The 18,026-nt window shown below is 71.7% G+C and carries 14 protein-coding genes; 7 read left to right on the forward strand and 7 right to left on the reverse strand.

The window, feature by feature from the left end; genetic code table 11:
• Window positions 1-189: 189 nt before the first annotated feature.
• Together ACO0M4_RS31270 and ACO0M4_RS31275 are read right to left on the reverse strand one after the other, a co-directional pair.
• Window positions 190-1,092 carry an immunity 49 family protein gene (locus ACO0M4_RS31270; protein ID WP_430374430.1) on the reverse strand — a complete coding sequence of 301 codons (903 nt, stop codon included), beginning with the start codon at window positions 1,090-1,092 and terminating at the stop codon, window positions 190-192.
• 308 nt (window positions 1,093-1,400) lie between these two features.
• Entirely contained in the window at window positions 1,401-2,348 is a 948-nt protein-coding gene (locus ACO0M4_RS31275) for a LysR substrate-binding domain-containing protein (protein ID WP_430374432.1), read from the reverse strand.
• 95 nt (window positions 2,349-2,443) lie between these two features.
• On the opposite strand from ACO0M4_RS31275, the gene ACO0M4_RS31280 reads away from it, so the two are divergent.
• From ACO0M4_RS31280 to ACO0M4_RS31290, 3 genes are all read left to right on the forward strand, one after another.
• Complete coding sequence (locus ACO0M4_RS31280) at window positions 2,444-3,541, forward strand: YeiH family protein (RefSeq protein ID WP_430374433.1); 1,098 nt, start codon at window positions 2,444-2,446, stop codon at window positions 3,539-3,541.
• Window positions 3,542-3,909: 368 nt separating this feature from the next.
• The gene (locus tag ACO0M4_RS31285) at window positions 3,910-4,281 is read left to right on the forward strand and encodes a YciI family protein (protein WP_430374435.1); all 372 of its coding nucleotides are present in this window, start codon (window positions 3,910-3,912) and stop codon (window positions 4,279-4,281) included.
• Window positions 4,278-5,492 carry an RNA polymerase sigma factor gene (locus ACO0M4_RS31290; protein WP_430374436.1) on the forward strand — a complete coding sequence of 405 codons (1,215 nt, stop codon included), beginning with the start codon at window positions 4,278-4,280 and terminating at the stop codon, window positions 5,490-5,492. The genes ACO0M4_RS31285 and ACO0M4_RS31290 overlap by 4 nt, the downstream gene beginning before the upstream one ends.
• A gap of 147 nt (window positions 5,493-5,639) precedes the next feature.
• Here ACO0M4_RS31290 and ACO0M4_RS31295 read toward each other — a convergent pair whose 3' ends face one another.
• Window positions 5,640-6,416: a class I SAM-dependent methyltransferase gene (locus ACO0M4_RS31295; RefSeq protein WP_430374438.1), complete on the reverse strand. Its 777-nt coding sequence runs from the start codon at window positions 6,414-6,416 to the stop codon at window positions 5,640-5,642.
• Between the two features lie 95 nt (window positions 6,417-6,511).
• Entirely contained in the window at window positions 6,512-6,904 is a 393-nt protein-coding gene (locus ACO0M4_RS31300) for a hypothetical protein (protein ID WP_430374440.1), read from the reverse strand.
• A 403-nt stretch (window positions 6,905-7,307) separates the two neighbouring features.
• Between ACO0M4_RS31300 and ACO0M4_RS31305 the strand changes: the two genes are divergently transcribed.
• Complete coding sequence (locus ACO0M4_RS31305; RefSeq protein ID WP_430375332.1) at window positions 7,308-11,588, forward strand: molybdopterin-dependent oxidoreductase; 4,281 nt, start codon at window positions 7,308-7,310, stop codon at window positions 11,586-11,588.
• 159 nt (window positions 11,589-11,747) lie between these two features.
• On the opposite strand, the gene ACO0M4_RS31310 is transcribed toward ACO0M4_RS31305, so the two are convergent.
• Window positions 11,748-13,196, reverse strand: a complete 1,449-nt coding sequence (locus ACO0M4_RS31310) for a sensor histidine kinase (protein ID WP_430374442.1) — start codon at window positions 13,194-13,196, stop codon at window positions 11,748-11,750.
• A complete protein-coding gene (locus ACO0M4_RS31315; RefSeq protein WP_430375333.1) occupies window positions 13,193-13,933 on the reverse strand; it encodes a response regulator transcription factor in 741 nt (246 codons plus the stop codon). Before ACO0M4_RS31315 ends, ACO0M4_RS31310 begins: the two co-directional genes overlap by 4 nt.
• A gap of 144 nt (window positions 13,934-14,077) precedes the next feature.
• Here ACO0M4_RS31315 and ACO0M4_RS31320 point away from each other — a divergent pair, with 144 nt between their 5' ends.
• The 3 genes from ACO0M4_RS31320 to ACO0M4_RS31330 are packed head-to-tail and all read left to right on the forward strand — an operon-like array spanning window position 14,078 to window position 16,643.
• Window positions 14,078-15,439 carry a ferredoxin reductase family protein gene (locus ACO0M4_RS31320; RefSeq protein WP_430374444.1) on the forward strand — a complete coding sequence of 454 codons (1,362 nt, stop codon included), beginning with the start codon at window positions 14,078-14,080 and terminating at the stop codon, window positions 15,437-15,439.
• A 9-nt stretch (window positions 15,440-15,448) separates the two neighbouring features.
• Window positions 15,449-15,889, forward strand: a complete 441-nt coding sequence (locus ACO0M4_RS31325; RefSeq protein WP_430374446.1) for an FMN-binding protein — start codon at window positions 15,449-15,451, stop codon at window positions 15,887-15,889.
• Window positions 15,890-15,923: 34 nt separating this feature from the next.
• Window positions 15,924-16,643: an FAD:protein FMN transferase gene (locus tag ACO0M4_RS31330; protein WP_430375334.1), complete on the forward strand. Its 720-nt coding sequence runs from the start codon at window positions 15,924-15,926 to the stop codon at window positions 16,641-16,643.
• Window positions 16,644-16,719: 76 nt separating this feature from the next.
• Here ACO0M4_RS31330 and ACO0M4_RS31335 read toward each other — a convergent pair whose 3' ends face one another.
• Window positions 16,720-17,883, reverse strand: a complete 1,164-nt coding sequence (locus ACO0M4_RS31335) for a hypothetical protein (protein WP_430374448.1) — start codon at window positions 17,881-17,883, stop codon at window positions 16,720-16,722.
• Window positions 17,884-18,026: the final 143 nt, after the last annotated feature.

Below are 18,026 nucleotides of genomic sequence, written 5' to 3' on the forward strand. Positions count from 1 at the left end.
TAACCCCATGTCGGTTCAATGGGAGTTGGGGAATGTGGGACACGGCAAGAGAGCAGCGCGAAAATCGGGCCCAGTCACAGTTCACCGCCAGCGGTCTCGGCCTCCCCGACCCGTGGAGTATTCGAGACCGGCCAGTCCGCCCCCCTTAGCGGTGCCCTAGCCCAGGTCATTCAGGCCGGTGTCCGCCGCTCACCGCAGGGCCTCCGGGGAACCCAACAAGTCGTGCGGCAGATAGCCGGACTGGACGCCCAACTCCCACCCGTGCACCTGAACCGCAAGAGCGGCCAGAGCGAGAGCACCGAGCGGCAGCAGACTCCTGGGGGCGGGATCGGATCCCACGCTCTCCCGGTGCTCGCGGAGCCGCGCCACGAGATCCTGCTCGAAAGCGCCCTGGTCATCGTCGAGGAGCACGCGCAGGAGGCGCTGGTCCGGTGTCAGGGGGCCGGCTGCGTCCAGTCGCCGGGCCGCCTCGGCGCGCTCATCGGCATCCGGCTTGCACAGGGTCATGGTGGGCCAGTCGTGGGGCAGGTGCCCGGGCCCCTCGGTCAAGTAGCCGCACAGTGCGTCCATCGCCGCCAGGTCCGCCGGATCCGACGTCGCGTTGAGGTTCGAGCACGGCACGCCGTCGCGGATCTCCTCCGCGAACTCCCGCAACAGCAGACCGATCACTCGCTGCCAGTCCCGCACCAGGTCGCTGACCAGGCATATCGCGAACGTGTCGGCCCAGGCCCTGGCCGTGGGAGCCTGCTCTAGGACATCTCCGAAGGCGATGTCCTCGCTGCTGAGCTTCTCTCCGATGAGCGGGAAGCCGATCTCCTGGTCGCCGTCGGGGAAGCAGCCGATGCTCAGAGCCCCCAGGGAACATTCCGCCGCGGTTCGCAGGGCCGTGTGCGCTGGCTCGTCGAGCGCGAGGTCCTCCACGGTGCGGGCGGCGATGTGGTCGAGGAGCTCGTCGCACATCTCCTGCAGCTTCTCCGGGGACGGGTCGTCGTAGCGCACCCCGTGCCACCGCTGCCTGGTCCGTTGGCCGATGTCGTCGAGCGCCTGGGATATGCGCCGTCCGTCGACCTCGTGGCGCGTCACTTCCTGCACAGCTGCTGCCCTCTCATGATCTTCTTGGCCGGATGCGGCACGCTACCAGCGGGCTCGGACACTGCCTGGGCGGAACGACCTTCGCCGGCGGCGGCGTCAGCGCGCCCGGTCGTGGTCATGCTGCCGTCGGCCTCGGGGGCGTCGAATCCGAGCCAGTCACCACCGCAGTGCTGTCGCCGCCTCTCTGCCGGGATGCCTGGTTCGCGTCCCCGGCAACCTGCCGGCCAACAGTCAGGGCATACGGGGAGCCTGCGGCGGCACGGCGAGGCGGGCTCCGTCGCTCGTCGGGCCGTTGCGTGGGCAGGCCGTCAGACGGTGGTCTCCCGCCGGGCCACCGTGACCAGTTCGGCCGCCGGTCCCACCAGGCGCCGCCCGGTGGGCCAGATCGCGCGCAGGTCGCGGGTGAGGTCGACGCCCGCCACGTCGACGCCGGTCAGCCGGCCCTCGGCGATGTCCCCGCGGACGGCCAGCTCGCTCAGGACGGATGGCCCGGTGCCGGCGATCACCGCACCGCGGACGGCGGCCGTCGAACCGAGCTCGACCAAGGGTCGGGCACGTTCACAGCCGGCCAGGTGCAGGGCGCGGTCCAGGGTCTGCCGCGTGCCGGACCCGCTTTCCCGCAGCACCAGCGGCGTACGGGACAGTTCCCGCGCCGACAGCGGTTCGCGTCGCCGCGCCCACGGGTGGCCGGGGTCGACCACGACGACGAGCCGGTCCTCGGCCACCTGCCGCGTGGACATCACGCGGGGCAGGTGTGGTCCCTCGATGAACCCGATGTCGGCCTCGCCTGATTCGACCAGCTCGGGCACGTGCTCGCTGTTGGTCACCTGCAGCCCGATGTACAGCTCCGGCCGGCGGCCTCGCAGCTCGCTGATCCAGGCCGGCAGCAGGTACTCCGCGATGGTCAGGCTCGCCGCGACGCGCAGTTCGGCCTCCCGCCGGTCGCGCAGCTTGCCGGCGCCGGCAAGCAGTTCGTCCAGCTCGTCCAGGACACACCGGGCGTGTCCCGTGACGACCTGGCCGGCCAGCGTCAACCGGGAGCCGCGTCGGGTCCGGTCGACCAGTACCAGTCCCAGCCCGCGTTCCAGCGTCGACAGCCTGCGGCTGGCGGACGGTTGGGAGATCCGCAGCCGCTCGGCCGCACGGCCCAGGCTCCCCAGGTCGGCCACGAGGACGAGGAGCCGCAGCGACTCCAGGTCAGGCGTGCGCAGGGCGAGGCGAACGGTACGGCGATCCGGCACGGAGGAGTCTGTCACAGCCCCAGCGTATGACTCAGTCATGCGCTGGGGCTATGAGCTCCTACTCGATCAGGGGCTACAGGGCGAGCGGGTGGCCGCCCAGAGTGGTGATCATGAAGGACACCAGCCTCTCCCGGTCAAGGACCACCCGCCCGCCCCGCCTTGCCGCCACCGCCCGAAAGCCCGGCGCCGCCCTCGCCGCCCGGCTGCCCGGGCTCGCCCTCGCCGTCGCGGTCGCCCTCGTCGCGACCGCCCTGGGCCGGCTGGTCCCCGTCGTGGGCGGGCCGGTGAGCGGAATCGTGCTCGGGGTGCTGGTGGCGGTCTTGGTGCGGCCCAGCGACCGGATGCGGCCCGGCATCGCCTTCGCCGGACGCGGAGTGCTCCAGACCGCGGTGGTGGTACTGGGCGCGCAACTGTCCCTGGGCCAGGTGTTGCGGGTCGGTGTCAGCTCGCTGCCGGTGATGATCGTGACCCTGGCAGCCTGCCTGGCGGCGGCGTACGGCATCGGACGCCGCCTTGGTGTCGTCCGTGACCTGCGCACCCTGATCGGTGTGGGCACCGGCATCTGCGGTGCCTCCGCGATCGCCGCGGTCACGCCGGTGATCGGCGCGGCCGAGGCAGAGGTGGCCTACGCCGTCTCCACGATCTTCGTCTTCAACATCGCCGCGGTGCTGACGTTCCCCGTGCTCGGGCATCTGCTGGGAATGGGCCAGCATGCCTTCGGCCTGTTCGCCGGCACCGCGGTCAACGACATGTCGTCGGTCGTTGCCGCCGCCACCACCTACGGCGGCCCGGCGGCCGACTACGCGGTGGTGGTCAAGCTCGCCCGCACGCTGCTGATCATCCCGATCTGCCTCGGCCTCGCCGCCCTCGCCCGCCGCCGCGCGCGGACGGCCGACGCCGGCTCGGCTGGTACAGGGCAAGGGCTTCCCGGCCCGGTGCGCGTCGGCCGGCTGGTGCCGTGGTTCCTCGCCGGCTTCCTCGTCCTGGCGGCCGTGAACACCGCCGGTCTCGTCCCGTCCGCCGCCCACGGCCCGCTCAACACGCTCGCAGGCTTCCTGATCACCGTCGCCCTGTCCGCGATCGGCCTGTCCACCGAACCCGCCAGGCTGCGCCGAGCCGGCGTCGCACCCCTGTTGCTCGGGGGCTGCCTGTGGCTGGTGGTGTCCGCCACCAGCTTGGCGGTCCAGTTCCTGGCCCGGTACCTGTGACCGTCGCGCGCGCATGAACGCACGGCCCCGGCGGATACCGACACAGTCCCGCGGACACCGAGGAGTTGCCCTCAGGTGTGTGAACTTGAGAATGAGGCCGGGGCCCTCAATACGGTCCGGACGGACGCGCGGACCCGACGGACGCGCGGACCCGACGAACGCCCGGACCCGACGAACGCCCGGACCCGACGAACGCCCGGACCCGACGAACGCCCGGACCCGACGAACGCGCGGGCCCGACGAACGCGGCGAACGCGACGGCAAAAGCTCATGCGAAAGTTCTGGTGGGGACGTCAAGACGGCGACGGCGGCTCCGACCAACTGGTCGAAGGCCCCCGCCGGGGCTCGCGATCCACGAGGAGTACGCAATGAAGTTCCTGATCAGCCTGCACATCAACCCGGCCGTGCTGGACGCGCTGACCGACGAGGAGAAGGCGGCGCTCGGCGACGGCCACGGCGCGTTCATGGAGGCGCTGAAGAAGTCCGGCGAGCTGATCACCACGCAGGCGCTGATCGACCCGTCACAGGCCGCTGTGGTGTCCGTACGCAACGGCCAGCCGGTGGTGACCGACGGGCCCTTCCTGGAGTCCAAGGAGTACCTGGGCGGCTTCTACCTGATCGACTGCGAGAACAAGGAGCGGGCGATCGAGCTCGCGGCGCAGATCCCGGACACCGCGATCGAGGGTCTGGGCGTCGAGGTGCGGCAGGTGATGTGCGCCGAGGGACACTTGGAGGCATGACAGCGCCAGGAGTCGTCGAGGACCTGCTGCGTGAGCTCGCGCCGCAGGTCCTCGGCACGTTGGTCCGTCGGCACGGCCAGTTCGAAGGGTGTGAGGACGCGGTACAGGAGGCCGTCCTCGCCGCCACCGTGCAATGGCCTGCCGAGGGAGTGCCGAACAACCCGCGCGGCTGGCTGGTGACCGTCGCCTCCCGGCGGCTCATCGACCAGCTGCGCAGTGACCACGCACGCCGCGAGCGGGAGTGGGCGACGGCCACCGAGGTGGTGCCCGAGGACGTACCGGACACCGACGACACACTCGTCCTGCTGTTCCTGTGCTGCCATCCGACGCTGACCGCGGCCTCCCAGACCGCCCTGACGCTACGGGCGGTCGGCGGCCTGACCACGGCCGAGATCGCCCGCGCGTTCCTGGTGCCGGAGGCCACGATGGCGGCCAGGATCAGCCGGGCCAAGCAGCGCATCAGGGCCGCCGGCAGCTCGTTCGGCCTGCCGGACGGCGCGGAGCGCGAGGAGCGGCTACGAGTCGTCCTGCACGTGCTCTACCTGATCTTCAACGAGGGCTACACCGCCTCGTCGGGCAGCGAACTGCACCGCGCCGACCTCGCGAACGAGGCGATCCGGCTGGCCAGGATGGTCCGCGCGGAGCTGCCCGAGGACGGCGAGGTGACCGGGCTGCTCGCGCTGATGCTGCTGACCCACGCCCGCCGGGAGGCACGGACGACAACGGCCGGCGATCTGGTGCCGCTCGACGAGCAGGACCGTACGCAGTGGGACCGGGGGCTGATCGACGAGGGGCTGGAGTTGGTCAAGGCGTCGCTGGCCGGTCCGGAGCTGGGGCCCTACCAGCTCCAGGCTGCGATCGCCGCCACGCACGCCGACGCGGCCACGGCCGGGGAGACCAACTGGCCGCAGGTGCACGCCCTTTACCTGATCCTGGAACGGATCGCGCCCAATCCGATGGTCACCCTCAACCGGGCGATCGCACTCGCCGAGACCGAGGGCCCGCCGGCCGGCCTGGCCCTGCTGGCCACCTTGGACAGTGACGGGCGGATGGCCGGGCACCACCGGCTGCTGTCCGTACGGGCGCATCTGCTGGAGAAGACCGGCGACACGGCCGGGGCGTACGAGCTCTACCGGCGCGCCGCGAAGTCCACCGCCAGCATCGCCGAGCGGCGCTACCTGGAGTCCCGGGCCAGCCAAGTGAAAGGGTGAATCCGGCCCGAACTCCCCCGCTGGGTCCGCTCCCTCCTCTAGGGCCGCCCCCGGCAAGGGCCGGTCCGGTGATCGTGCACTCGCCCGTGGTCGGCGGCGTTCTCGTCCGTGCCGCCCGGTGCTGCCGTGGTGCTGTTCCTCCTCCGCTCACGGGGTCGCACGTACGATGACGAGCGATCCCTCGTACGTCGGCTGCTTGCGCAGGTGGCCGAATTCTTCGTCCCAGGCGCCGGAGTTCAGGTCGTGGCGCAGGGTGGCGTCGAAGTGTTCGCGAACGCGGTCGTCGACGAAGCTCCAGGCCGAACACGCCTGGCGGGCCGCCGGGTCGAGCAGCATCTCGGGGCGGCCGTAGTACGCCTCGTTGAAGCCGTCCGTGCAGTCCAGGGGGATGGGCACGGTCCGGATCGTGCTGGTGCCGCCCAGGGCGGCGGTCAGTTGCTCGACGGGCGGGTAGCGGCGGGCCTCGGTGTCGAGGACCTCGGGCGCGTACCGGTACAGCCAGAATTCCCGTACCAGGCCGGGATCGCAGGTGAGGAGGACGACCGGCCCGCGGGTCACGCGCCGCATCTCGCGCAGGCCGGCCTCGGTGTCGGACCACTGGTGCACGCTGAACAGCGTCATCGCGCCGTCGAACTCCCCGTCGGCGAAGGGCAGGTCCTCCGCGACGGCGTCGATCGCCAGGGCGAGCTGCGTGGGCCGCTGGGCGCGCATCGACTCCGAGGGCTCGACCGCCGTCACTTCACGCGCCGCGCTCTCGTAGGAGCCGGCGCCGGCGCCGACGTTGAGCACCGTCCGGGAGCCGCCCAGGGTCTCGGCGATGAAGCGGGCGATCCGCGCGTCCGGCCGGCGGAAGGAGGAGTATCCGGAGCCGATCGCGCCGTAGTCGACGTCGCCGGCGCTGCCGTCCTGGGTTCGTGTGGTCATGGGGCCTTACCTCGCCTCGTGAGCAGGATCAGGGGAAGAAGAGCCCGCGCGCTCTCGGTTGTGTGCCGATCGGCGCGCACGGGCCCGTGGCGGTGCTATGAGCGGCGTGGGAGCCGTTCCCAGCCGCCATCGGATCGTTCGCAGCCGGGTGTGGGCGCGGCTCTGCGCTCCGCCGGAACGCGACGTCGGCCGGTGCGGGGGTGTGCGGTCCAGGCGAAGTCGACGCGTGCGGGCGCCTGTTGGATGAGGGGCAAGGACTCCTCCCAGGGCCGGGCCCGTGCCGCGGGGCGCGGCGTGCGGATCGCGGAGGCCGGCCGCTTCGCCGCGGACAGCCGGCCGCGGGAGAGCCGGGCGGGATCGGCCGGAGTCTGCGCGGGCACGAACTCAGGGTGCGGCGGCGCGAACGCGTCGATGCGCAATGGCGACGTGCGGACGTCGATGCCCGACAATGACGTGCGGACCTCACCTTCGTATCCGCTGTCGGCCACCCGACCCACCTCCTTCACACCGGTGCCTGTGCATGCCCATCCTGCATCTGCGGTGCGGATTCAACAATCACCTGCCAATTGCTTGGCCAATCACCCAAATTGCGACGTAGGTGCTCATGGGATATTGGAGGTAGTGACAGTCGGCACCAGGTCGGCGTGGCGCACGGATGTGACGGACAGTGTGGCGGGTCGAGGGGTTGGTTGCGGCTCGGGGGAAATGCCGCGCGGGGCCGCTCGCCTCACACGGCCCTGTTGTGGCGTGTGCGTGGGGCGTAACCTCGCACACTCCTGTCGCGTGACGGGCCGGAAATTCGATCTTTCTACGGTGCTGGTCATGGGGCTGCTCGCCACCGGCGGGACGGTCCGGCTCGGGAAGGCACACGCACCGTGGGGTGGGGTTTCGGTGGCATCTGGCTCGAAGGACGGCAGTGTCCGCACGGTCTGCTCGTACTGCGGGGTCGGCTGCGGGATCGTGCTGGACGTGGCGCGGGACCCTGCTGACGGCCGCCGCCGCGCGGCGAAGGCGTCCGGGGACAAGGCGCACCCCACCAACTTCGGCCGCCTGTGTACGAAGGGGGCGACGAGCGCGGACATGATGGCCGCGCCCGGGCGGGCGGAGCGGGCACTGGTGCGAGCCGAGCGCGGCGCGCAGACGGTCGAGACGGATGTGGACGAGGCCATCGCGTCGGTCGCCGGGCGACTGCGGGCGGTCCTGGACGAGCACGGGCCGGACGCGGTGTCCTTCTACGTGTCCGGGCAGATGTCCCTGGAGGCGCAGTACCTGGCGAACAAGCTGGCCAAGGGCTTCGTGCGGACCCACCAGATCGAGTCGAACTCGCGACTGTGCATGGCCTCGGCCGGGTCCGGTTACAAGCTGTCGCTGGGCGCGGACGGCCCGCCCGGCTCCTACCAGGACTTCGACAGCGCGGACGTGTTCTTCGTCATCGGCGCCAACATGGCCGACTGCCACCCGATCCTGTTCCTGCGCATGAGGGACCGGGTCAAGGCCGGCGCCAAGCTCATCGTCGTCGATCCCCGCCGCAACGCCACCGCCGACAAGGCCGACCTCTTCCTCCAGATCAAGCCCGGTACCGACCTCGCCCTGCTGAACGGCCTGTTGCACCTGCTGGTCGCGAACGGCCATACCGACCAGGAGTTCATCGCCGAGTTCACCGACGGCTGGGAGGAGATACCTGCCTTTCTCGCGGACTATCCGCCCGCGCGGGTCGCGGAGCTCACCGGCCTGGCCGAGAACGACATCCGGCAGGCCGCACGGTGGATCGGCGAGGCCGGTGCGTGGATGAGCTGCTGGACCATGGGCCTGAACCAGTCCACCCACGGCACCTGGAACACCAACGCCCTGGTCAATCTGCACCTCGCCACCGGCGCCATCTGCCGCCCGGGATCCGGCCCCTTCTCGCTGACCGGCCAGCCCAACGCCATGGGTGGCCGGGAGATGGGCTACATGGGCCCCGGCCTGCCCGGACAGCGCTCCGTGCTGGTCGCCGCCGAGCGCGCCTTCGTCGAGAGCCTGTGGAACATCCCCGAGGACTCCCTGCGCCCCGAGGCCGGGCGCGGCGCCGTCGAGATGTTCGAGCAGATGGCCGCCGGCGACATCAAGGCATGCTGGATCATCTGCACCAACCCGGTCGCCTCGGTCGCCAACCGCAAGACCGTCATCGCCGGTCTGGAGTCCGCCGAACTCGTCATCACGCAGGACGTCTTCGCCGACACGGAGACCAACGCGTACGCCGATGTCGTCCTGCCCGCGACATTGTGGGCGGAGTCCGACGGCATCATGATCAACTCCGAGCGGAACCTCACCCTCGTACCAGGGATCGTCGACCCGCCAGGACAGGCACTGCCCGACTGGCTACTGATCGCCCGGGTGGCCTGCGAGATGGGCTTCGCCGACGCGTTCACCTACGCCTCCGCCGAGGAGGTGTTCGAGGAGCTCAAGCAGGCGTGGAACCCCAAGACCGGCTGGGACCTACGCGGCGTCACCTACGAGCGGCTGCGCACCACACCGGTCCAGTGGCCGGCACCGGACGTCGACGGCCCGGACCGCAACCCGATCCGCTACCTCAACGACGGCGTCAGCCAGACCCTGCTGGAGCGCGCGGACGGCACGCGCCCCCGCCTGGCCTTCCCGACCGCGAGCGGACGCGCTCAGTTCTTCGCCCGCCCGCACCTACCTCCGGCCGAACTCCCCGACGACGACTACCCGTTCGTCCTCAACACCGGCCGCCTCCCCCACCAATGGCACACGATGACCAAGACCGGCAAGGTCGCCAGACTCGCCAAGCTCAACCCCGGCCCGTTCGTGGAAGTCCATCCCGAGGACGCCGACGCCATGGGGATCGCGGAGGGTGATCAGGTGGAGATCGCCTCCCGCCGCGGGCGGGCCGTCCTTCCCGCCGTGGTCACCGACCGGGTCCGGCCGGGCACGTGCTTCGCCCCCTTCCACTGGAACGACCTGTTCGGCGAATACCTCAGCATCAACGCCGTCACCAACGACGCCATCGACCCGATCTCCTTCCAACCCGAGTTCAAGGTCTGCGCCGTCGCCCTCACCAAGACAGCCGCGCCCGACCCGGCGGCCCACCCCAGCACACGGCCCGAAGCCACCCCGACGGCCACCGCACAGCAACCGGCGCCCGCGGCCGCCCTACCCGCCCCCGCGGACTCCCCCGTCCAGGCGCTCGCCACCCTCTTCGGCATCACCGACCTCGCCCCCGCGCCCCTAGCCGAATCGGAGCGCCGTTACCTCTCCGGCTATCTCTCCGGTCTCGCCCTGGCCCCGCCCGACGGGCGTGTCCCCGTACTGCCGCCCGACGCGCCCTTCGCCCCCGCCTCCGCACTGTGGGTCGACGGTGTCCTCGCCGGCATGTTCTCCCGCACCGCCGCGCCCGCCCCCGCCGCGCCGACCACCGCCGTGCCTGCCCCCGGGCCCGCCCGGACCACCGCACCGGCGGCCGGCGCAGCCGTACCGACCCGTCGCCTGGTCATCCTGTGGGCCTCGCAGACCGGCAACGCCGAGGAGTTCGCCGCCACCGCCGCCGCACACCTCACCCAGGCGGGCCGCACCCCCGAACTGCTCGCCATGACGGACCTCGCTCCGGGCCAGCTCGCCACCGGCACCGATACCGACCTGCTGGTCGTCACCAGCACCTTCGGCGACGGTGACGCCCCCGACAACGGCGCCGACTTCTGGCAGGCGTTGTCCGCCCCGGACACCGGACCGCTGGAGGGAATCCGGTACGCGGTGCTCGCCTTCGGCGACTCCACCTACGACGACTTCTGCGGTCACGGCCGCCGGCTCGACGAACGGTTCGACGCCCTCGGGGCCACTCGGCTCGTCGCCCGCACCGACTGCGAGCCCGACTTCGAGGAGGCCGCCGCGCAGTGGCTCGGCCAGGTGGTCACCGCCCTGGCCACGGCCGACGACCGACCGGCCGGGGCCACCGGCAAAGTCGCGGCGGCCGCCCCCGATCCCGTCGTCACCGCGGCCGTCGCGCCCGCACCCACCGTCGTCTCCGTGCCGCCGGCTCCCGCACCGGCCGGCTTCACCAAGGCGTCACCGTTCGCCACCCTACTCATCGGCAACAGGCTGCTGAGCCTGCCCGGTTCCCAGAAGGAGGTGCGGCAGTTCTCCTTCGACACCCGCGACGGCGAACTCGGCTACGAGGCGGGGGACGCCCTCGGTGTATGGCCGGTCAACGGCTCCGGTCTCGTCGCCGAATGGCTCGCCCTCACCGGACTGGACCCCAACACACCCGTCGGCCTCGGTGACGGCACGCGCCTCCCCTTCGAAGACGCACTGCGCACCCACCTGGACATCGCCCGCATCACCACCGGCCTGCTCAAATTGGTGGCGGACCGCAGCGGCAGCCACGATCTGAAGCGACTGCTGCGGCCGGACAACAAGGACGCGCTCGCGAAGTGGAGTTGGGGCCGTCAGGCCGCCGACGTCGCCGCCGCGTTCCCGGTACGTGCGTCCGCCGCGGAATGGACGTCTGTACTCAAGCCCCTCCAGCCCCGCCTGTACTCCATCTCCTCCAGCCCGCTGGCGCACCCCAGCGAGGTCCGTCTCACCGTCTCCGTCGTCCGCTACACCAACGACCTCGGCCGCGACCGCACCGGCACCTGCTCGACCTACCTCGCCGACTGTGCGGACGACGGCCCGGTACGGGTGTTCGTGCAGCGCTCACCGCACTTCCGCCCGCCCACCGACCCCACCACCCCCATGATCATGGTCGGTCCCGGAACCGGTGTGGCGCCCTTCGTGGGCTTCCTCGAAGACCGCCGGGCCCGCGGTCACACCGGCCCCAACTGGCTCTTCTTCGGTGAACAGCGCCAGTCCACCGACTTCTACTACCGCCAGGACCTGGAGACGTACCAGGCATCGGGCCACCTCGACCGCCTCGACCTCGCCTTCTCGCGCGACCAGCGCAACAAGATCTACGTCCAGGACCGGATGCGCGAGAACGGTGCCCGCCTGTGGCAGTGGCTCCAGGACGGCGCCCACTTCTACGTCTGCGGCGACGCCGGACGCATGGCCAAAGACGTCGACCAGGCACTCAAGGACATCGCCGCCACCCACGGCGGCATGGACCACGACGAAGCCGCCGCCTACGTCAGGCGCCTCTCAACGGACAAACGCTACGTCCGCGACATCTACTGACGCGCGGCGACGCCGCACGGCCGTCGACCTGCCGGAAGAGGCACCCGACCAGACCGTGAAGGTGCTCGCGGAATTCCTCCGCGGACGGCCGTGGCGGACGGACGGCCGTGACGGACGGACAGCCGTGACGGTCGGCCATGATCGACGGAACTCACCGCCTCAACGGCCGTCGGCGCCGTACGTCGTCCGAGGGAAGGTCACGGTGAATTCGGTGTGCCCGGGGCGGCTGTTCATCACCACGCGTCCGCCGTGCGCGGTGACCACGGCCTCGACGATGGCCAGTCCCAGTCCGGTGCCGCCCGCCGCCCGCGAGCGGCTGTGGTCGACCCGTACGAAGCGGCCGAAGATGTCGGGTTGGACCTCCTCGGGCACGCCGGGGCCGTCGTCGGAGACCGTCAGCCGGGTCCCCTGGTCGTCGGCCGCCAACCGCACCGTCACGGCGGTCCCCGGCGGGGTGTGCATCCGGGCGTTGGCGAGGAGGTTGCCGACGACCTGGTGCAGGCGGTGTTCGTCCCCGGTCGTGGTCACCACCGTCTCGGGGAGGTCGAGCAGCCACTGGTGGCGTGGACCGGCCGCCCGCGCATCGTCGGCCGCATCGAGCACGAGTCGCGTCAGGTCCACCGGTTTGCGCTCCAGGGCGCGGCCGGCGTCGAGGCGGGCGAGCAGCAGCAGATCGTCCACGAGGCGGCTCATCCGCACGGACTCCGCCTGGATCCGTTCCAGGGAGCGCCGGACCTCGCCGGGCACCGGCTCTTTGTGTCGGAGGGCGAGTTCCGCATGGCCGCGGACGTTGGCCACCGGGGTCCGCAGCTCGTGACTGGCATCGGCGGCGAAGTGCCGCAGTCGTTCCTCGCTCGCGTGCCGGCGCTCCAGGGCGTTGCCGACATGACCGAGCATCCGGTTGAGTGCCGTGCCGACCTGCCCGACCTCGGTACGCGGGTCGGCCACCGGCACCGGCGCCGGCATGGCGACCTCGCCGCTGGCCAGCGGCAGTTCGGCCACGCTCGCCGCGGTGGTCGTGACCCGGCGCAACGGACGCAGCGACAGCCGCACCCACAGTGCCCCCAGAACCCCGGTCACCACGAGGGCCCCGCCGAACACCGCCGCCTCGACCGCCTCCAGCCGGTGCACCGTCTCCTCGACCGGGCGCAGGGGCAGACCCGTGATCAGGACGTCGCGGTCGTCGCCCACGACCGCGTTGACGCGGTACCGGCCCAGTGCGGAGAGTCGGATGCCGTGTCCGGAGCCGTCGGTCGGGAGGGCGGCCAGCGCCCGGCGGTCGTCGGCGGACAGCGGCACCGCGGCATCCGTCCGGTCCCGTACGACGGCCGCCTGGGTCGGGGTGCCGCGCAGCAGCCGCGCGCCGAAGGTGCCCTCGGACTGGCCGCGGGTGTCCGGCTGGTTGTCGGCGTCCGGCCTGGCCTCGTGTTCCAGGCTCGCCGCGAACCGGCCGGCGGAGGCGGAGAGCTGCTGGTCCAGGCGCCCCACCAGGAACCCTTCGAGCGCGAGGACCGTGGTGACGCCGACCGCCAGGCAGGCCAGCGCCAGGAGCGCGACCAGACCGGCGGTGAGCTGGCTGCGCAGGGTGCGGGGGCACAGCCGCTTCACGAGTGCTCCGGTTTGAGGACGTACCCAACGCCGCGGACCGTGTGGATCATCGGGGTCCGACCGGCGTCGATCTTCTTGCGCAGGTAGCTGATGTAGAGCTCGACGATGTGTGACCGACCGCCGAAGTCGTAGGACCAGACCCGGTCGAGGATCTGTGTCTTGGACAGCACCCGCCGGGGGTTCCGCATCAGGAACCGGAGCAGCTCGAACTCGGTGCGGGAGAGTTCGATCAGTTCGCCGTCGCGGACGACCTCCCGGGCCTCCTCGTCCATGACGAGGTCCCCGACGACCAGTTGGTCGCCGTCGCCCTCCGGCTCGTGCGCCATACCGGCCCGGCGCAACAGTCCGCGCAGCCGTGCCAGCACTTCTTCCAGGCTGAACGGCTTGGTCACGTAGTCGTCGCCACCTGCGGTGATGCCCGCGATCCGGTCCTCGACGGCGTCACGTGCGGTGAGGAATAGGACACAGACCGTCTTCAGTTCCTTGCGCAGCAGGCGCAGCACCTGCAGTCCGTCGATGTCGGGCAGCATCCAGTCCAGGACGACGGCGTGCGGGCGGAAGGTCCGGGCCACCGCGAGCGCGGAGGCGCCGTCGGCCGCGCTGCGGACCTCCCAGCCCTCGCCCGCCAGGGCGCCGGAGAGCACTTCGGTGAGGTCCGGCTCGTCGTCGATCACGAGGACGCGTACCGGCGAGCCGTCGGCGCTGTGCAACGGGGAAGGGGCGCGGTGAGTGTGCATGGTCACTCCAGCATCCCTCCCGTGAGGGTGTGCGCGGGTATGAGCCGGCTCTGAGTTTCCTGTGAATCGCGCGGCGGGGCGTCGCTCAGAGGGTCTTCAGAGGTTGCACTGCGACGCTGGCGCCGACCACGGAAGGAACGCCCCATGAGCACCATCTCGCACACCCGCCGCAGCGCCGGCGGCCGGGCCTCGCCGCGCCGGCTGGCATCCGCGGCTCCGTTGCTGGCGCAGGGCGTCATCGGGGCGGGGGCGGTCGGTGTGCTGGCCCTGTGGTGGACCGGCACGGCGTCCGTGGTGGGTCCGGCGGGCTGGCTCACGGGCGCCGGCCGGATCACCGGTCTGCTGGCCGGCTACGCCTGCGCGGTGCTCGTCGCGCTGATGGCCCGCGTCCCGCTGCTCGACCACACCCTGGGCACCGACCGCCTCGCCCGCTGGCACGCCACGAGCGGGCGCTACACCCTCTCGCTGGTGCTGGCCCACGTCCTGTTGATCATCTGGGGCTACACCCTCACCTCGCAGAGCGACGTCCTGCACGAGACGACCACGCTCGTCCTCGACTACCCGGACATGCTCAAGGCCACCGCCGGCTTCCTCCTGCTGGTCGGCACCGGCGTCCTCTCGGCGCGCGCCGCCCGACGCCGGATGAGCTACGAAACCTGGCACTACCTCCACTTCGCCACGTACCTGGCCCTCTTCCTCACCTTCGGCCACCAGCTCTCCAACGGTGCCGACTTCGTGGGCCGGCGACCCGCCCAACTCGGCTGGTACGCCCTGTACGGAGCCGTGGCGATGCTGATCCTCTGGTACCGCTTCGTGGTCCCGGTACGGCGGTCGCTACGCCACCGGCTCCGGGTCGCCGACATCCGCCCGGAGGCCCCGGGCGTGGTGTCAATACACCTCACCGGGGAGCGGCTGACCGAACTCGGCGCCCGACCGGGCCAGTTCTTCCGCTGGCGCTTCCTGGCACCGGGCCTGTGGTGGACCGCCAACCCCTACTCGCTGTCCGCCCCGCCACTCCCCCACCACCTGCGCATCACCGTGAAGGAGGCCGGCGGGCACAGCGCGGCCCTGGCGCGGCTACGGCCCGGCACCCGGGTCTGGGCCGAAGGTCCCTACGGCGCCTTCACCGGGGCGCGGCGCCGGTCGGCCAAAGTGCTGCTGCTCGCGGGCGGCGTCGGCATCACCCCCCTGCGCACGCTCTTCGAAACCCTCCCCGGCGACGTCACACTCATCTACCGGGCACGGCGCCCGGAAGACCTCGCCCTGCGCGCCGAACTCGATGCCATCGCGGCGGCTCGCGGCAGCGCCGTCCACTACTTCGTCGACGAGCCGGTCACCCACTCCGCGCCGTTGACCGCCCGGGCACTCAAGCACCTGATCCCGGAGCTGGCCGCCCACGAGGTGTACCTGTGCGGTCCGCCCGGTATGACCAGCGCCGCCCGACGCGCCCTGCGCGGGGCCGGGGTGCCCCCACACCACATCCACCACGAATCGTTCGAGTTCTGAGGAGCCGCCGTGCGCCGAGCCGTTCTGACCGCAGCGTCGACCAGCGCACTGGTCGTCGTCCTGCTCGCCCTCAAGCCGCACCAACCCGCCGGCCTGACCGCCGACCTGGCCCAGGGAGGCACCGCACCGTCCCCGGCGCCCACCGGCCGTCCGCCGCACGGCACACACCCGGCCAACGGCACGTACACCGGCGCCCCGGTCAGCACCCGCTACGGCACCGTGCAGGTCACCGCCACCGTCGACGCCGGCCGACTGACTGCCGTCAAGGTGCTCCAGGCCCCGTCCGACAACGGCCGTGACCGTGAGATCGCGACCTACGCCCTGCCGCGCCTGACGCAGGAGGCACTGAGCGCGCACGGCGCCGGCATCGACGCGGTGTCCGGCGCCAGCTACACCAGCGCCGGCTACATCCGTTCGCTCCAGAGCGCCCTGGACCAGGCCGGTGCCTGAACCCCGCCGCGGGCTGCGTCACGTCGAGCGGGCCATGGGCACGGTCTTCTCGTTCGACATCCGCGACGCTCGTACCCCCGCCATCGAGTCCGCGCTGGTCAACGCCGTCGCCTGGCTCCACCACGTCGACGCGGTCTTCTCCACCTACCGTCCCGACAGCGCCGTCAGCCGACTCGCCCGCGGCGAGACGACACTCGACGACTGCCCCGCAGAGGTGCGCGAAGTCCTCAACCTCTGCGAACAGGTGGGGCACGCCACCGACGGCTGGTTCAGCCTCACCGCCGACGGCAGCCTCGACCCGACCGGACTGGTCAAAGGGTGGGCGGTCGAACGCGCCGCACGGATCCTGCGGGCCGCCGGCGCCCACCACACCTGTGTGAACGGCGGCGGCGACCTCCAACTCGGCGGTTCGGCCGCACCCGGCGTACCCTGGCGCGTCGGAATCGCCCACCCGCACCGCCCGGGCGAACTGTGCACCGTCGTCACCGGACACGACCTGGCCGTCGCCACCTCAGGCACCGCCGAACGCGGTGCCCACATCCTCAACCCCCACACCGGCACCCCCGTGACCAGCCTCGCCTCGCTCACCGTCGTCGGCCCCGACCTCACCACCACCGACGCCTACGCCACGGCCGCCTTCGCGATGGGCCCGGGCGCCCGGGACTGGCTGGAGGGGCTCGACGGTCACGAGGCGTTCGCCGTCACCCGGAACGGCGGGACCTGGCACACCCGGGGATTCCCCGGAACGCCGTGACGTCGCCCCGGCCGGGCGGTCCCGACTGCGCGCGCATCTTGGACACCGCCGTTCCCCACGCAAACCCGGCGCCCAGTCAGGAACGAGCCGGGCCCTGGACGGAGGGCGCGGCGTCGGCGTTCCCCGCCCGGCCGCCCGCCACCCGCAGTGTCACGGCAGCCGCGACCCCCGCCACCAGTCCGCACGTCAGGGCGGCCGGCACCCCCTCACCGATGCCGGCGGCCAGGCGCAGCAGGTCCCAGTCCAGGCCCGCTCCGTTCAGCGCCATCCGCAGCAACTGGCTCGCCAACAGCCCGAGGACGGTCGCACAGACCGCGCCCACGGCCATCGCCGGGACAGTGGCCCGGGTGAACAGTCCGGGCAGCCGCCGCAACGCCCACCACACCACGACGAGCAGCAGCCCATCGGCGGCGCGGTACAGGAGCCAGTCACCGAGCGGTGCGCCCCCCGGTCCGTCCCAACCACCGAGCAGCAGCCACTGCCGCAGGAGGTCGCCCGGTTCGGAGAGCAGCCCAACGCTCGGGGAGACCATCTGGAGGGCGGCGGCGACCGACTGGTACGAAAGGACCACCAGGGACAGTGCGATCACCGCGGTCCCGACGGTGGCGGCCAGGCGGGCGGCGCGCGCCGGGACGACCGCCTGCGGCAGCGGACCGGCGCCCTTGGCGGTGACCCGCGCCAGGCACACGGTCACCACCGCCGCAACCAGCGCCGTCAACACCAGAACTTGCCGCCCGGAGGAGATCACGCCCGCCAGCTGGGGCAGCAAGCGGAAACCACCGTGTCCCCGCGACGCCATCAGCCACGGCGCGGAGACGGTGACCGCCAGGGTCCCGGCCACCAGGCCCCAGGCCCACACCGCGAGCAGCGCCGCCGGCATCCGACCGTGCACCGGCGGCAGCCTGCGGAGCAGGAACAGCGCCCCCAGCCCGAAGAAGACGAAGACCGCACCGAACCGGATCTGCACCGCGGTGGCGAACAACGCGAGGTAGGGGACGCCGTCGGCCGAGGCCGCATCCCCGTTCCCGCCGGACACCTCGTTGCCGAACTGAACCGAGGCCGGCAGGTCGTGCGACCAGGGCGTGAACCAACGCTGGAGCTCGGCGGCATCCACGCTGCCGATCACGTTGGGGGTGCCAGGCAAGTACAGCGCGTGCGCACTCGCCCCCGCCCACCACAGAAGCGCCATGAGCAGCAACCCGCCGGCCAATGCCGGTATCGCCGCGCGTCGGTATGTCATCTACTGTCCCCCACCTTTGCCGCATTTCTCATGACCATTACTCAGATGGACATTACGGGCTGCCGATCACATACGGATCACGGCCCTACGCCGACTTGCCCGAACGCCTGGGACGACGACGCCATCAATTACCGACCGGGCGC

Origin of the sequence: Streptomyces sp. RGM 3693 (genome assembly GCF_050471125.1) — a bacterium.
GTDB lineage: Bacteria > Actinomycetota > Actinomycetes > Streptomycetales > Streptomycetaceae > Streptomyces.

What these genes read in the sequence shown, in the direction of transcription:
- ACO0M4_RS31280 (WP_430374433.1), top strand. Translation starts at nt 2,444, where the DNA reads ATGAAGGACACCAGCCTCTCCCGGTCAAGGACCACCCGCCCGCCCCGC.
- ACO0M4_RS31285 (WP_430374435.1), top strand. Translation starts at nt 3,910, where the DNA reads ATGAAGTTCCTGATCAGCCTGCACATCAACCCGGCCGTGCTGGACGCG.
- ACO0M4_RS31290 (WP_430374436.1), top strand. Translation starts at nt 4,278, where the DNA reads ATGACAGCGCCAGGAGTCGTCGAGGACCTGCTGCGTGAGCTCGCGCCG.
- ACO0M4_RS31295 (WP_430374438.1), bottom strand. Translation starts at nt 6,416, where the DNA reads ATGACCACACGAACCCAGGACGGCAGCGCCGGCGACGTCGACTACGGC.
- ACO0M4_RS31315 (WP_430375333.1), bottom strand. Translation starts at nt 13,933, where the DNA reads ATGCACACTCACCGCGCCCCTTCCCCGTTGCACAGCGCCGACGGCTCG.
- ACO0M4_RS31320 (WP_430374444.1), top strand. Translation starts at nt 14,078, where the DNA reads ATGAGCACCATCTCGCACACCCGCCGCAGCGCCGGCGGCCGGGCCTCG.
- ACO0M4_RS31330 (WP_430375334.1), top strand. Translation starts at nt 15,924, where the DNA reads ATGGGCACGGTCTTCTCGTTCGACATCCGCGACGCTCGTACCCCCGCC.
- ACO0M4_RS31335 (WP_430374448.1), bottom strand. Translation starts at nt 17,883, where the DNA reads ATGACATACCGACGCGCGGCGATACCGGCATTGGCCGGCGGGTTGCTG.